Below are 15365 nucleotides of genomic sequence, written 5' to 3' on the forward strand. Positions count from 1 at the left end.
GCTGTCCGTCGAAGCGACTGCCTGATGCCGACCGCCGACTGCCGCCTTAATGATATGGATCGGCCGCGTCGCGCAGCCCGTCGCCCATGAAGTTGAAGGCGAGGACGACGATGATGACGGGGGCGATCGGCCACAGCAGCCATGGGTAGAGGTTCACCGCCGCGAGGTTCTGGGCCTCGTTGAGCAGCACGCCCCAGCTCGTGATCGGTGGCCTGAGGCCGAGGCCGAGGAAGGACAGGGCCGTCTCGCCCAGGATCATCGAGGGGATCGATAGCGTCGCCGAGGCGATGAGGTGGCTCATGAAGTTGGGGATGAGGTGGCGTCCGATGATGCGGGCCCGCGACGCCCCCATGAGCTCCGCCGCCTTGACAAAATCCTCCTCGCGCAGGGCGAGCAGCTTCGAGCGCACCGCGCGGGCAAGGCCCGGCCAGTCGAGCAGGCCGAGGATGATGGTGATGCCGAAGAAGACGAGCAGCGGGCTCCAGTTCGGCGGCAGGGCGGCCGACAGCGCGAGCCACAGGGGCAGCTCCGGCAGCGAGCGCAGGATCTCGATGAGGCGCTGGATGGCGTTATCCACCCAGCCGCCCAGATAGCCGGCGATGCCGCCGAAGAACAGGCCGAGCGCGAACGACACCGCGATGCCGACGATGCCGATGGTGAGCGAGATGCGCGCCCCGTAGACGATGCGCGAGAACACGTCGCGTCCCAGCCTGTCGGTGCCGAGCAGGAAGAAGGTGCCGTCCTCCGGCGGACAGACGAGATGAAAGCGCGCATCGAACAGCCCCCAGAAGCGGTAGGGCTCGCCGGAGCAGAAGAAGCGCAGTCGCTGCGGGCGGCTCGTGTCGATGTCGTAGTCGCGGGTGAAGGTCTCGAGGTTGAACCTGAAGCTGTAGGGATAGACGAAGGGGCCGACGAGCGCCCCCTCGTGGAAGAGATGCACCCGCTGCGGCGGCGCATAGAGGAAGTCGCCGTTGCGCTGCGCCTGCCCGTAGGGCGCGATCACCTCGACGAAGGGAATGGCCGCATAGAGGGCGATGAGGACGAAGGCCGAGATGACGGCCAGCCTGTGCCGGCGGAACTTCCACCAGATGAGGGTCAGCGAGGAGGCGCGGAAGAAGCGCTCGTCCTCGCGGCCACCGGGCTCGCTCGCGCCGGGATCGAAGGGTGCGTCGTCGACGAAATGCGCACTGCGGCGGCGGGAGGGCATTTCGCTCACATTCGTCATCTCAGCGCTGTCCGAGGCGGATGCGCGGATCGAGCCACGCGAGCAGGAGGTCGGAGATCAGCATGCCCACGACGGTGAGCACCGCGACGAACATGAGGATGAAGCCGGCGAGGAACTGGTCCTGCGACTTGAGGGCCGCGAGCAGGATCGGGCCGACGGTCGGCAGGCTGAGCACCAGCGACACCAGCACCGAGCCGGAGACAAGGTTGGGCAGGAGGTTGCCGATGTCGGCGATGAAGGGGTTGAGGGCCATGCGGAAGGGATATTTCAGCAGCGCCCGCGTCTGGGGCAGGCCCTTGGCCGTGGCGGTGACGTAATATTGCTTCGACAATTCGTCGAGGAGATTGGCGCGCATGCGCCGGATCATCGCCGCCGTGCCGGACAGGCCGATGACGATGGTCGGCACGATGAGGTGCTGCAGCAGCGAGCCTACCTTTGCGAGGCTCCACGGCTCGTTGGCGTAGTGGGCGTCGAACAGGCCGCCGATGGAAATGCCGAACCAGCGGTTCATGTAGTAGAGCAGCACGAGCGCCAGCAGGAAGTTCGGCGTGGCAAGGCCGATATAGCCGACGAAGGTGGCGAGATAGTCGCCGAAGGAATATTGCCGCGTCGCCGAATAAATGGCGATGGGGATGGCCACCACATGCACGAAGATGACGGTGGTGAAATTGACGAGCAGCGTCAGCCAGAGCGCATCGCCGACGACCTGGTTGACTGGCCGATCATACTCGAAGGACCAGCCCCAGTCGCCCTGCAGCAGGCCGGAGAAGCCGTTGGGGCCCGGCCAGACGCCGATCCAGACGAGGTATTGCTCGAAGACGGGCCTGTCGAGGCCGTATTGCCTGATCAGGAACTCGGCCTTGGCCATGGCCGCCGCCTCGCCCTGGGCGCGCAGCTCGGCGATCTGGTTGGTCAGGAAGTCACCCGGCGGCAGCTTGATGATGAGGAAGACGAGGAGGCTGATGACGAGCAGGGTCAGCACCATCGTGACCAGCCGGCGGGCGATGAAGCCGATCATTGTGCGGACGCCACGCGCCGGTCGGCGCGGTCCCAGAATATCTCGTCGACACGGTAGATGCCCACGAGCGAGGTCGGCTCCCAGCTGTAGAGCGCCTTGTCCGGAAAGTTGGCGAGGCCGTTGCGCAGCACGATGGGCTGGATCGCGCCCGCCACCGTGCCGATCGTCCACTGGTTCTCCGCGTGCAGCGCGAGCATCTCGCGCCAGATGCGGGCCTGCTCGGCAGAATCGGTCGTGTGCAGCCACGCCTTGTAGAGGGCGAGCAGCTCCTTCGGCTCGTCCATGTCGCAGGCTTCGCCGACCTTGCCGTGCGTCTCCACATATTGGCCCCACTTGGGCCAGGACAGGTGATACTGGCTGATGGGGGCCAGTTCTCCCGGTGGCATCGCAGGGGTGGGAATGGCGTTGTCGAGGCCCGGAGCGGCGGTCATTACCGGCAGGCCGGAATAGGCGCGGTTGCGCAGCACGGTCCGGTCCTGCGGCTTGATGAAGAGCTTGACCCCGATCTCGCGCCAGAACTCGCCGATGAGCTGCAGGGTGTCGACAAGCATGGTCATGTCGCCCTCGACCTCGACGACGATCTCGAGCAGGCGCCCGTCCGGCAGAAGGCGCAGGCCCGAGCCGTCGCGCTGGTCGAGGCCGATCTCATCGAGCAGGCGGTTGGCCTCGTCCGGGTCGTAAGTGCCGTAGAGCTTGCGGAACGATTCCTCGAACAGGCGCGAGCCTTCGCGTACGGTGTTGTTGCCCTCCATGCCGAGCCCGAAGAACAGGGCATTGTTGACGGTGCGCCGGTCGATGCCGAGCGAGAGCGCGCGGCGGAAGCGCACGTCGCGGTTGAGGTCCCGCCAGACCGGATCGGTCGCATTGAGGTTGGGGTAGAGCACCACTTCCGAGCCGCGGGCGATGGGCCACAGCAGTGTGCGATAGCCCTTGGCCTTCTCCCCCTGCTTGAGCACCGGAATGTCGGCCATGGTCAGGCCCCGTGCGAGCACGTCGACCTCGCCGGCATTGGCCTTGGCGGCGAGTAGCCCGCTTGAGGCGATGTCGACATAGACCCTGTCGATGTAGGGCAACTGCTGCCCGGCCGCGTCGATGCGGTGGTAATAGGGGTTGCGCGAGAAGACGAAGCGGCTCGTCGGTCCCGCGTTGTCGACCTTCCACGGGTCGAGGGTGGGCAACTCGGGGTCGGAGAAGTCCGACATGGAATCGACGCGGTTGTGCAGCGCGGCCCAGGACTTGAGCTTCTGCCGAGAAGCCGCCTGCGCCAAGGTCTCCGGGTCGGTATAGCGCGCGTGGAAGCGCTTCAGGTAATGGGCCGGCCGGTAGATATGCGGGTCGAGCGGCTTGGCGAGGGTCGGCAGGAAGCGGGGATTGGGCTTCGACCATGTGTAGCGCACGGTGGTCTCGTCCAGCACCTCGAAGGTCGGCTGCTCGTCGTCGACGAGCATGAAATCGGGCGGGCCCGCCGGCATCAGGTAGCGGTTCAGCGCCACATCCTCCCACCAGTAGCGGAAATCCTCGGCGGTGAAAGGGTGCCCATCGGACCAGCGGTGCCCCTTGCGCAGGTGGAGGGTGAAGCGACGCCCGTCCTCCACCTCGTAGGAGGCGAGGATGTCCGGCACGAGATTGAGATGTTCATCATAGCCGACGAGCCGGGCATAGGCGATGACCGAAAGATAGCGGATGTCGCGCGCCTTGGCGGCGAGCGTCGTGATGGCGCCGCCCGGCCGGCCCGTGACGCGACCGCGCGCCTCGAGGTCGACCACGAGCGGCTCCAGCGGCACCCGTTCCGCAACAGGAGGCATTTGGCCATTGTCCACCGCCTCTTCGAAGAACGGCGTTTCCTTCAAAGCCGGGGCCGATTGGCCCGCGCCCGCGCCGGCGGCAATCATGGCGAGGCATAAGGCGAGGCCTGCCATCGTGCGACACAGGGGGGCGGACATGAGCCCGAGCGCCGTCATGCCGCAATCCTCGCGCCGGCGTCGGTCACGCGCACGAGGTGGCCGGGCTCGACCTCCACCATCTCGCCGGGGCCGTCCGCCGTCAGCCGGTAGGGCTCCGGCCACTCGGAGGGATGCGAGAACCGGTCGCCGCGCAGCTTGGCAAAATCGAGCGGATGGTTCAGGTCCGGGCTCGGCACGGCGGCCAAGAGCGCCTGCGTGTAGGGATGCAGCGGACGCCTGAAGAGCGATTGCTTCGGCGCCTGCTCCACGATGCGGCCGCGGCACATCACGGCGATGTCGTCGGCGATGTAGTCGACGACCGCGAGATTGTGCGAGACGAAGAGATAGGACAGGCCGAGCGCTGCCTGCAGGTCCTTGAGCAGGTTAAGGATCTGCGCCTGCACCGAGACGTCGAGCGCCGACACCGGCTCGTCGCACAGCAGCACCCGTGGCGACAGCGCAAGCGCGCGCGCGATGCCGAGGCGCTGGCGCTGTCCGCCCGAGAAGGAATGCGGATAGCGGCGCAGGTGCTGCTTCTCGAGGCCGACGAGCGAGATCAGCATCTTCGCCTTGGCGAAATGCTCCTGCGGCGAGCCGATGCCGTGGATGACGAGCGGCTCCGTCAGGATTTCGTAGACCGTCATGCGCGGGTTGAGCGACGAGAACGGGTCCTGGAAAACGAACTGCACGGCGCGGCGATAGGCGAAGAGATCGTCGCCCGCGAGCGCATGCACGTCGCGCGGGCCATTGCCGTCGTCGAAGAAGACATGTCCCTCGTCGGGTGCGATGGCGCGCATGATCATCTTCGACAGGGTGGTCTTGCCGCAGCCGGATTCGCCGACGAGGCCGAGCGTCGTGCCAGGCGTCAGCGTGAGGCTGACGTGATTGACGGCGTGGACCTTGCGCGTGGCGCCCGAGAACCAGCCGCTGCGCAGGGTGAAGGTCTTCGACACCTCGTCAACGGCGAGCACCGGCCCGCGCGGCGCCGGGCGCTCTATGCGGGGGGCGGAGGCGATGATGTCGCCGCTCGCCACCTCGCGCAGCGGCGTCAGCCGCTCGCCGGGAGCCATGTCGAAGCGCGGCACCGCCCGCATGAGCGCCTTGAGATAGGGGTGCTGCGGGTTGCGGAAGAGTTCGTCGCGCGGGCCGGATTCGACGATGCGGCCGCGATACATCACGACCACCTCGTCGGCGACATTGGCGACGACGCCGAGATCATGGGTGATCATCAGCACCGCCATGCCGGTCTCGGCCTGCAATTCCCGGATGAGATCGAGGATCTGCGCCTGCGTCGTCACGTCGAGCGCCGTCGTCGGCTCGTCGGCGATGAGGAGCGCAGGCTTGCAGATGAGCGCCATAGCGATCATCGCCCGCTGGCGCATGCCGCCCGACAGCTCGAACGGATAGGTGACGAAGGTGCGCTTCGGGTCGGGAAAGCCGACGCGGGTGAAGACCTGCTCGGCCTCGGCACGAGCCTCTTGCACCGTGACGTTGCGGTGCAGCAGCAGCGCCTCGCTCACCTGGTCCCCTACGGTATGCAGGGGAGACAGGGACGTCATCGGCTCCTGGAAGATCATGGCGATGCGCCCGCCGCGCAGGTCGCGCATCGTGTCGCCCCGAGGATCGAGCTGCGCGATATCGACGGGGGCGCCGCGCTGCGCTTCGCCCAAGAGGATGCTGCCCGTTGCGATGCGCCCCTTCCTGGGCAGGATGCGCATGATCGCCTGGGCCGTCACCGACTTGCCGGAGCCGGATTCACCAACGAGGGCGACGGTGCTGCCGGCCGGGATGTCGAAGGAGATACCGTCGAGCGCGCGAAAGCGTCCGCCGCCGTCACCCGCGAAATCCACGGCGAGATCGCGGACACTGAGCAGTATGCGGTTCCCGTGCTCCCGTCCCGGCGTCACGCAGCTCCTCCCGATGCCCCCTCCCAGCATGGGAGGTTTCAACACTAAAGCGCCACGCGCAAAAGTGAAAACGTCTTTCTTGCGTGAGGCCGGCTGCGCCACGGAAATATACCCGCTGCGGACAAGGTCCCTCAGGCCTGCGGCACCGTTCAGCGTCGCGGCGTGTGGCCGAAGAGGGCAAGCGCTGAAACGGGTTCGACGGCACTGCTGTTCCGCAAGTTGGTCAGAAGCCGCTCGCAGAACGCCCAGACGGCCTCGTCGTGCACCAGGTGATGGGTGAGGAGACCGATGGGCTCATCCGCATCGGCAATGCCGCCGGCACGCCGCCGGATAGCCTCAGCGAGACCGGCAAGCAGGCGCGCCGGCTCCGCGAGGCTGCGCGAACCGTGCCAGTCGATGGGGTCGAGATGAGTGTTGACGAGCGGCAGGCCGGCCATGTCCGGTGCCGTCCGATCGCCGAAGAGGGACAGGCCCGCATAGCCCGTGTGGGCGAGGGTGGGGGCGAGTGCCGGGACGCAGCGGTTCCAGGGCGGCACGAAGACCGGCACCAGCTTCTCGCCGAAGATGGCCCGCGCCATGGCGAGGCTGCTGCGCAATTCGCGCTCCATCTCAGCCCGGTCGCGGTGCGGCCCGAATTCCGCTTTCTTCTCGCCCGCCGGGGCATGGTTGGCATGGGCAAAACCGTGCACGAACACGCTTGCCTGGGGGGCCGCCGCGAGGCGCACGGCAAGGTCGTGCCCCGCCTGCGACGGGATCGCGGCGATCGCCACCGGCACGCCCGTTCGCGCGGAGAGAACGAGCAGCCTGTCGAGGGCCTGTGAGGGTTGGACCGCGTCATCGTCGCGCCACCACAGCCCGACGCGCCGCCCGGTGCGCGCGAGGACATCGAGCGCCTCGTCGAGTTCGGCCCAAGCACGGTTCTCGTCACGGCTGACGATGGCGGGCGCAGCGGCCCGACTTCTGCCTGCGCAGAGCCTTTCGATGATCGTCGTCGTTCGTTCGACCCCGTCGAGCGCGACGGCGAGCGCCTGGGGCCGTGGCCGCGAGAGCGCTCGGGCGATGGCCTCCGCCAGTCGCTCGCCGCTGAGCGCCGCTTGCGGCACCAGCTCGGCGATGCCCGAGGCGGCGAGGTGCTCGGCCCGCTGGCGCTGCTCGGTCTCGTTGCCTTCCTCGAAGGGGACGAGCACGGCCCGCGCCCGCGTGCGGATGAGATCCGTCACCGTATTGTAGCCGGCAAGGCTCACCGAGGCGGCGCAGCGCGCGAGCAGGGTCCTGAAATCGGGGCGGGCGCGCTCGATGGTACAATTGGCCGGGGCGGCCATTGCAAGCTCGTCGAACAGCGCCGGGGCCACACTCTGGCCGATGAGCAGGCGGAAGGGGTGCTCGGGCAGGAGGCCGGCCGCCGCGATCGTCGCGCGGTAGAGCGGCATGGCCGCGGCGCTGGCGCCGCCGGAGACGAGGATGAAATCGCCCTCCGGCAGGGCATCCGTCGCGGGCGCCTGCGGGCGGTCGGCGCCCTCGTCGACATAGCCGGTGTAATGGAGGAGCGGTCGCAGTCTGTCGCTCTCCGGCCAGGATGCCGAGAGCGGCAGGACGGCCTCATCGCCATGCACGAGCACGCCGTTATAGGCCGCGAGAAGCCGCGCCTCGGCCTCTGCGATGCGCTCGGCGCGCGCCGGCGCCACCAGCACGTCGCGCACCGAGGCGAGCAGAAGCGGCGCCGGCTTGAGGGCGCGCGCCGCTTGAATCAATCTGATGAATTCCGCCGCCAACATCCTGCGGCCGAAGGGAAAAAGCTCGGTGATGACGACGTCTGGCCGCCCCTCCGTCACTGCCTTTGCCAGACGCTCGGCCCGCTCCTGCATCAGGGCCGGCGAGGCCTTGTTGCCCTCGGCGTCGAGCAGGGTGCGGAAATCGACACCGTCCGAGCGCAGCGACGGCAATTGCAGCAGCGTGACGCCGTCGAGCCGCACGAGCGGCGCCGGCATGCCGCCGGAGGCGAGGGTGACGTGGTGGCCGGCACGGGCGAGGCCGCGGGCGAGCGCCGCCATGCGGGTGAGATGCCCGGCGCCGAGGAGATGGGTGACGGCAATGAGGACGTGGCGCTTCAAGGCCGCACTCCGATGGCGGAAAGGGCATCCGCAATGATCACGGCGGCATGGCCGAGGGAGCGCTCGCCATGCACGAAACGGCGCGCCGCCGCGGCCATCTGCCTGCGCCGCGCGTGGTCGTCGATGAGGCTGGCGATCGCGGCCGCGAAGGCATCCGCATCGCGCGCCGGGGTGAGAAGGCCCGTCTCGCCGTGGCGGACGACGCTTGCGACGCCGCCCTCGTCACCCGCGACGACCGGACAGCCCTCGGCCTGCGCCTCGAGGAGCACCATGCCGTAGGCCTCGTTGACGGCCGGCCAGACGAAGAGGTCGGCACCGGCATAGAGGCGGGCGAGGGTGCCCGCATCGTCCACGCGCCCGGCAAGGCGCACCCGCTCGCCGAAGGGCGTGAAGAGCGCTTCGACCATGGCTCGCTCGGGGCCGTCGCCGACGATTGTGAGCTGCCACGGCCGCTCGCCGAGCCTGCCGAGCGCTTCCGCGAGAAGGCGATAGCTCGCCAGCTTGTCGCCGGGCCGCATCATCGCCACGGTGAGCAGGCGGGCAGGCCTGGCTGATCCCTCCCCTCGAGGGGAGGGTGTCTCGCCCCATTGGGGCGAGACGGGTGGGGTTCGGCCTGCGCGAGGCGCCCCCCCCGTCGGCTTCGCCGCCACCTCCCCCTCGCGGGGGAGGATCGGGTGACCGTGCGCATCGGCGCTTGGCCCCGCAGCGACATCGACGAACGGCGGCAGGTTGACCAACTCCTGTCCGGCAGGACGCAGGGCCTCCAGCGACGGCCGGTCGTTCTCCGTCATGACGAAGATGAGGCGCGCGGCGTCGAGGGCACGCTCGGCCCCCTCGTGCCCCAGCGCCCACGGCCCGCCGGCGCGCTTGGCCGCTCGTGAGCCTTCCGCGACGACATAGGGGATGCCGAGTGCCGCGGCCACGCGCGGCCCGGTCCAGTCGGGCGCCTTGTAATAGATGTGGTAGGTGAACCAGACGCGTGGCCGCTCAGCCGGTGGGAGCACTCGATAGTCCGCGACGAGCCGCTCCGCCTCGCGCTCGCCCTCGGCCCGCAGCCGCTCTTGAATCGTCTTGTCACCCGCCCCGTCGAAGGTTCTGAGGCGACAGGCAATTTCCGGCCCGTAGCCGGCCCGTTCCAGCGCTGCGAGAAGGAGCTGCGCCATGCGGCGGTCGCCGGACGGCGTCGCATCGTCCGGCGCCTTGAGCGGAGCGTAGAAGGCCACGGGCCCGCCGCTCACGGCCGCGCCTCCTCCTCGGCGACGGGGACCTCGGCAGGCCTCTCGCCGAGGCTCCTGCGCAGCAGCGCCGCGACCTGGTCGATGCCGCCATCGGCCGAGAAGTCGTCGCGCAGGCGGTTGAAGGCGGCCGTCCCCAGCCGATGGCGCGCCTCAGGGTCGCGCGCGAGCAGGTTGAGGGCGTTGGCGAGCGCCTCCCAGTTGCCCGGCGGCGTCAGCCAGCCTTCCCGGTCGTGGCGGATGAATTCGGGAATGCCGGAAAAATCGGTGGCGATGACGGCAAGGCCCTGGCTCGCCGCTTCCATGACCACGTTGGGCAGCCCGTCGCGGTCGCCGCTTTTCGCCTCCTTGGCCGGCAGCACGAAGATGTCGGCCTCGCGCATGAGATTGATCACATCGGGCTGCGCCTTGGCACCGAGGAAGATGACCTTGTCGGCGATGCCCCTGGCCGCCGCCTGCCGCTTGAGGCTCGCGAGCATGTCGCCGCTGCCGACATGGGCGAAGCGCCAGTGGAGCCCCTCCGGCAGCGCGGCGAGAGCGGAAAGGAGGTCGTCATAGCCCTTCTTCGCCACCGCCCGCCCGACGGAGATGATCCGCACAGGGTCGGCTGCATCGCTGCCGTCGCGTGCCGGGCGTTCGGCCGGCGGGACGGGAAAGCGCGATAGGTCGAGCCCATGATAGACAAGGTGGACACGCCCGTCGTCCGGCGCGAGCGCGGCGAGGTGGCTGTGCCCCGTCTCTGTGCAGGTGACGCCCCAAGTGCTGTCGGCGATCTTCTCGCGCTTTTCCCAGTCCGGCGTCGTCCAGATGTCCTTGGCATGGGCCGAGAAGCTGAAGGACAGGCCGCGGAGCAGGCTCGCATAGCGCACGACCGAGGCGGGCGTGTGCAGGTAGTGGACATGCAGGTGGCGGATGTCGGCCGGCAGTTCGCGGGCCATGACGAGTGCCTGCCCGAGGCGTCGGCCGCGGCTGGGCGTGAAGTCGCGCTTCAGGTCGCGCCAGAAGGCGACGATCAGCTTCCCGAGCCGGGGATTGGCGAGAGCGGTGAGGGCGCCGCGCAGGACCCTGAGCGGCTCCTGGTAGAGATATTCGGGCAGGTAGGTGACAGGCGCCGCGATCTGCCGGTGCATCGGATGGCTGATGCGCTCGGTCGGATGGCGCAGCGACCAGATGGCGAGGGCAAGGCCGCGCTGCTCGAGCCCCAGGATTTCCTGGGCGATGAAGGTCTCGGACAGGCGGGGATAGCCCTTCACCACGATGGCGATGCGCGCCGGCGGCGAGACGCCGCGAGAAGAACCGGACATCGTCATGCGGGGCTATTCGGCGGCCTGGGTCATGGCCCGCGCGGCGCGCCGTTCCAACCAGGAGGAGAAGCGCTGCTGGATGACGTCGAGCCCGTCGAGAAGGCCGGGCACAGTCACCTCGGACGGCCGCTTCTGGTCGGCGAGCCGGTCGATGGCGCGCGCCATGCGGTCCGGGTCGCGATGGCCATTCTCATGGACGAGCATGTTGACGAGGCCGAGCCGCTCGGCCTCGACGGCGCGGATATATTGCTCGAGCCGCGGGCTGGTGCGCGGCACGATCAGGGTCGGCTTGTCGAGCGATAACACCTCGCAGAACGTGTTGTAGCCCCCCATGGCGACGACGGCCGTGGCGCGGCTCATCAGCACCTCGAGCTTGGTGTCGAAGGCGATGGCGTCGAGTTTGGGGTTGCGCGCGATGCGCTCCATGAAGCCGCGCCGGGTGTCGCGGTTGATGAAGGGGCCGAAGACGACAACCGCCGGGATTTCCGGTGGCGTCGAGCTCTCATAGGCGGAGATCGCCCAGTCGATGAGGTCGTCCCCGTCGCCGCCACCGCCCGTCGTGACGAGCACGAAAGGGCCTTTCGTCATCTTGGGATAGCGCGTCAGGCCGGGCTCCTGCGGCACGCTGCGGCGCAGGTAGCCGGTATAGGTGATGCGCTCGGCGATATCGTTGGCGAGCGGCAGGGCTGCAAGCGGCTCGTAGATCTCGCGCAGGCCGTAGACCCACACCTCGTCGTAATAGCGCTCCAGCACCTCGGCGGCGCCCTTGCGCTCCCACTCCGGCACGAGGAGGGCGGGCTCGTCCATCACGTCGCGCACGCCGAGCACGATACGCGCACCAGTGCCCTGCAGCCGCTCCAGCGCCGGCACGATCTCGCCGCGGAATCCCGTCGGCTCCTTGTCCACGATGACGAGGTCCGGCCTGAAGGTGCGCGCCGTCTGCTCGATGATGGCGCTGCGCAGGCCGATGGCATCCTCGAGATGCACATGCAGATTGAGGCTGCGGTAGTCCCCGTCCGGCTGCTTCACGACGCCGGGCACGCGCACGTAGTCGACGCCGGAGCCGAACTCGAAATTGCCGATGACGGGCGAGCCCGAGATGATGACCACGGACACGCCCGGCCGCTCGGCGACGAGCGCATTGGCGATGGCGCGCGAGCGCCTCAGGTGCCCGAGGCCGAACGTGTCATGGCTGTAGATGAGGACACGCGCGTGCTGGCCGTCTTGATCGGCACGCGGGCTGTACCCATCTTGCCCGGAGTTCAGCGACAAGGTGCCCGTCTCTGCTGCCCGCATCGGCAGCCTCCTGATCAGTCTCGATTAATGTGGCCATGGGGGATAAGGGCCGTTTGCGCCCTCATCTCTTTCTTCTAGCATGCAGCCGGGCGCGCGTCCCCGTCCTCGACAGTGGCAACGCCCGCGCCTTGAATCAAGGAGAAAGGCTTGGACAAGAGCCTGTTTCGCTACATTTGGCGATTTTCCAAGCGTGAACAGCTCGCGATCTTCGCGGTCGTCATCGCCTCCTTGCCGTTCTATTTCTGGTCGCTGGAACTGCCGAAGCGCATCGTCAACGAGGCCATTCAGGGCGGTGCCTTCACGGAAGGCAGGACCGAAGCCCGCTTCTTCATCATCTCCTTCGACCTGCCGCCCCTCATGGGAGGGGGCACGATCGAGCTGTTCGAGGGCTTCTCGGTCGATCAACTCGGCCTGCTCTTCGGGCTGTCGACGCTGTTCCTCACCCTCGTCCTCATCAACGGCGCCTTCAAATACGTCATCAACGTCGCCAAGGGGGCACTCGGCGAGCGGATGCTGCGCCGGTTGCGATTCGATCTCTTCGCGACGACGCTGCGCTTCACGCCCTCGACCCTGCGCACGGTGAAATCATCCGAGACGGCGACCATCATCAAGGACGAGGTCGAGCCTATCGGCGGCTTCATCGGCGATGCCTTCGTCCAGCCGCTGTTTCTTGGCACCCAGGCCGCGACGGCGATGGCCTTCATCCTCATCCAGAACGTCTGGCTCGGCCTGCTCGCAGCGGCCGTGGTGGGGGTACAATTCGTTATCATACCGCGCATGCGGCGGGTCCAGCTGCGCCTCGGCAAGGAGCGCCAGATCGCCTCGCGCAAGCTCGCCGGGCGCATCGCCGAGATCGTCGATGGCATGGAAGCCGTGCACGTTCACGACGCCACCGCCTGGGAGAAGGCGGAGATTGGCGACCGGCTTCATCATCTCTTCGACCTGCGCTTCCGCATCTACAAGTGGAAGTTCATGGTCAAGTTCATCAACAATCTTCTCGCGCAGATCACGCCTTTCCTCTTCTATGCCATCGGCGGCTATCTCGCGCTTAAGGGCCAGCTGGACATCGGCCAGCTGGTCGCCGTCATCGGCGCCTACCGCGACCTGCCGCCGCCACTCAAGGAGCTGATCGACTGGGACCAGCAGCGCCTCGACGTGCAGATCAAGTACGACCAGATCATCCAGCAGTTCCTGCCCGACAAGCTCGTGCCGCTCGACGTCTTCGTGGCGCAGGAGAAGGAGGACGGGCCGCTCGCGGGACCGATCGCCGCGGAGCGGCTGCGCATCGCCGACCCCCACGGCTCGCCGATCGTCGAGGAATTCTCCTTCACACTGCCTTTCCCGGTGCGGCTCGCCATCATTGGCGACGGCGGCCCGGGGCCGAGCACACTCGCGCGGGTGCTCGCCCGCCGGCACGACGAATATGCCGGGCGTGTCACGATCGGCGGGCGCGACCTCGGCCGCATTTCCGAGGGCCAACTCGGCCGGCACCTCGCCTATGCGGGGCCGGAACCGGCCCTCTTCCCCGGCTCGCTGCGGGAAAACCTCATCTATGGCCTGCGCAACCGGCCTATCAGGCGCCTGACCGACGACGGACCGCAGGCGCGCCGGCGGCGCATGGAGGCCGAGCGCACGGGCAATCCCATCGACCGGCTTGAGGACGAATGGATCGACTACGAGCGGCTGGGCGTCGAGGATGCCGATGGTCTCGACGGGTTGCTGCTCGGGGCGCTCGGCCGGATCGGCATGCGCGAGGACGTCTATCGCTTCGGCCTACTCGGCCGCGTATCCAGCCAGCGTATGCCCGATCTTGCAGAGAAGGTGGTCGAGGCCCGCCGCCGCCTGCGCAGCATGCTTGCCGAGCAGGGCCTCGAGAACCTGGTCGAGCCGTTCGATCCCGGCCGCTACAATGCCCAGGCCAGCATCGGCGAGAACCTCCTGTTCGGCGTCGCCGTGGGGCCGGCCTTCACGGGGCGGGGGCGGGCGGTCAATCCGGTGGTGCGCAAGGCGCTTGACCGGGGTGCGCTGATGGACGATCTCGTCGCCATCGGCGCACGCATCACCGAGACGATGACCGAGATCTTCCGCGACCTGCCGCCCGGTCATCCCCTCTTCGAGCAGTTCTCCTTCATCGATGCCGACGAGTTGCCGGAGTTCGAGGACATTCTGCGGCGTGTCGCGGCCAAGGGGCTGAAGGCTCTCAACAGCGAGGACCGCGCACGGCTCCTCGCGCTCGCGCTTGACTATATCGAGCCGCGCCACCGCCTCGGCCTTCTCGACGATCGTCTCAGGCAGGCCATTGTCGCGGCGCGCGTCATCTTCCGCACGGCGCTGGACGGCTCCGTCTGGGCGCGCCAGCTCGATCTCTACGATCCCGAGTCGGTATGCGATGCCGCGCCCCTGCGGGAGAATCTGCTCTTCGGCCGCATCGCGCACGGCATCGCCGATGCCCAGTCGCGCGTCATGCGCGTGGTCAGCGCCGTCGTCGACGAACTGGGCCTGCGCGAGGAGGTGGAGAAGGTAGGACTCGGCTTCCAGGTGGGGCCCGGCGGGCGGCTTCTCGCACCGCATCAGCGGGCCGGCGTCAATCTGGTGCGCTGTCTCGTCAAGAAACCCGACATATTCATTCTCGATGGCGGGCTTGCGGCCTATGGTGAGGAGCAGGCGCGGCATATCCGCGAAGGGTTGCTCGCCACCTTCGAGAACCGCTGCTTCGTCGCGGTGTTGCGGGACGAAGAACAGGCCGAGGGGTTCGATGCGCTCATCGTCTTCGATGGGGCGAGGGCGGAACTCCGCCGCAGCCCGGCAGCCGGACGGGAGGGACGGGAGGCCGATGCCGCCGCGGCCAATGTTGCAGGGGGACATGGATGACACTGGATTCGGAAGTTCAATCGCTGCGGCAGGTGCCGATGTTCCGGGACATCGATCCCGCGCGGCTCAAGCTCCTCGCCTTCACCGGCGAGCGGGTGCATTTTTCCGCCGGCCAGCCGTTCTTCCGGCAGGGGGATGCGGCCGATGCCGCCTATGTCATCCTCGACGGCCAGGCGGACGTGACGCTCGACACGCCGTCGGGGCCGCTGAAGGTCGCGGAGCTCGCCCGCAACGACATCGTCGGCGAGATGGGCATCCTGTCCGACACGCCGCGCTCGGCGACCGTGACGGCGGCGGTGCCCATCGTCGCCCTGCGCATCGACAAGAGGGTTTTTCTCGAATTGCTCAACCAGTTCCCGCAGATGTCGATCGCCGTCATGCGGGAGCTCGCCAAGCGGCTGGAACGCACCAACGCGCGCCTCGCGCAGAGCAATTCCTGAAGGCGCCGGCCGTTC

10 protein-coding genes are annotated in these 15365 nt (G+C 68.1%); 2 read left to right on the forward strand and 8 right to left on the reverse strand.

What is annotated here, in order from left to right:
• Window positions 1–46: 46 nt before the first annotated feature.
• The 8 genes from BOQ54_RS08520 to BOQ54_RS08555 all read right to left on the reverse strand — a co-directional run bounded on the left by BOQ54_RS08520 (window position 47) and on the right by BOQ54_RS08555 (window position 12039).
• A complete protein-coding gene (locus tag BOQ54_RS08520) occupies window positions 47–1207 on the reverse strand; it encodes an ABC transporter permease (RefSeq protein ID WP_071924444.1) in 1161 nt (386 codons plus the stop codon).
• A 19-nt stretch (window positions 1208–1226) separates the two neighbouring features.
• A complete protein-coding gene (locus BOQ54_RS08525; RefSeq protein ID WP_055458441.1) occupies window positions 1227–2243 on the reverse strand; it encodes an ABC transporter permease in 1017 nt (338 codons plus the stop codon).
• A complete protein-coding gene (locus BOQ54_RS08530; RefSeq protein WP_055458440.1) occupies window positions 2240–4204 on the reverse strand; it encodes an ABC transporter substrate-binding protein in 1965 nt (654 codons plus the stop codon). Before BOQ54_RS08530 ends, BOQ54_RS08525 begins: the two co-directional genes overlap by 4 nt.
• Window positions 4201–6093 (reverse strand): ABC transporter ATP-binding protein, encoded by a 1893-nt coding sequence (locus BOQ54_RS08535; protein WP_083585937.1) that lies wholly within the window; start codon window positions 6091–6093, stop codon window positions 4201–4203. Before BOQ54_RS08535 ends, BOQ54_RS08530 begins: the two co-directional genes overlap by 4 nt.
• A 149-nt stretch (window positions 6094–6242) precedes the next feature.
• Window positions 6243–8204 carry a glycosyltransferase gene (locus BOQ54_RS08540; RefSeq protein ID WP_071923703.1) on the reverse strand — a complete coding sequence of 654 codons (1962 nt, stop codon included), beginning with the start codon at window positions 8202–8204 and terminating at the stop codon, window positions 6243–6245.
• A complete protein-coding gene (locus BOQ54_RS08545) occupies window positions 8201–9442 on the reverse strand; it encodes a glycosyltransferase family 4 protein (protein WP_071923704.1) in 1242 nt (413 codons plus the stop codon). Before BOQ54_RS08545 ends, BOQ54_RS08540 begins: the two co-directional genes overlap by 4 nt.
• Window positions 9439–10743 carry a glycosyltransferase family 4 protein gene (locus BOQ54_RS08550; RefSeq protein ID WP_145979807.1) on the reverse strand — a complete coding sequence of 435 codons (1305 nt, stop codon included), beginning with the start codon at window positions 10741–10743 and terminating at the stop codon, window positions 9439–9441. The genes BOQ54_RS08545 and BOQ54_RS08550 overlap by 4 nt, the downstream gene beginning before the upstream one ends.
• A 12-nt stretch (window positions 10744–10755) precedes the next feature.
• A complete protein-coding gene (locus tag BOQ54_RS08555) occupies window positions 10756–12039 on the reverse strand; it encodes a glycosyltransferase family protein (RefSeq protein ID WP_063186145.1) in 1284 nt (427 codons plus the stop codon).
• Window positions 12040–12186: 147 nt separating this feature from the next.
• Here BOQ54_RS08555 and BOQ54_RS08560 point away from each other — a divergent pair, with 147 nt between their 5' ends.
• Both BOQ54_RS08560 and BOQ54_RS08565 read left to right on the forward strand, forming a co-directional pair.
• A complete protein-coding gene (locus BOQ54_RS08560; RefSeq protein WP_055458436.1) occupies window positions 12187–14910 on the forward strand; it encodes an ABC transporter ATP-binding protein/permease in 2724 nt (907 codons plus the stop codon).
• Complete coding sequence (locus BOQ54_RS08565; protein ID WP_019401287.1) at window positions 14907–15350, forward strand: Crp/Fnr family transcriptional regulator; 444 nt, start codon at window positions 14907–14909, stop codon at window positions 15348–15350. The genes BOQ54_RS08560 and BOQ54_RS08565 overlap by 4 nt, the downstream gene beginning before the upstream one ends.
• Window positions 15351–15365 lie beyond the last annotated feature (15 nt).

The sequence above is a fragment of the Chelatococcus daeguensis genome (assembly GCF_001887265.1).
Classification (GTDB): Bacteria; Pseudomonadota; Alphaproteobacteria; order Rhizobiales; family Beijerinckiaceae; genus Chelatococcus_A; species Chelatococcus_A sambhunathii.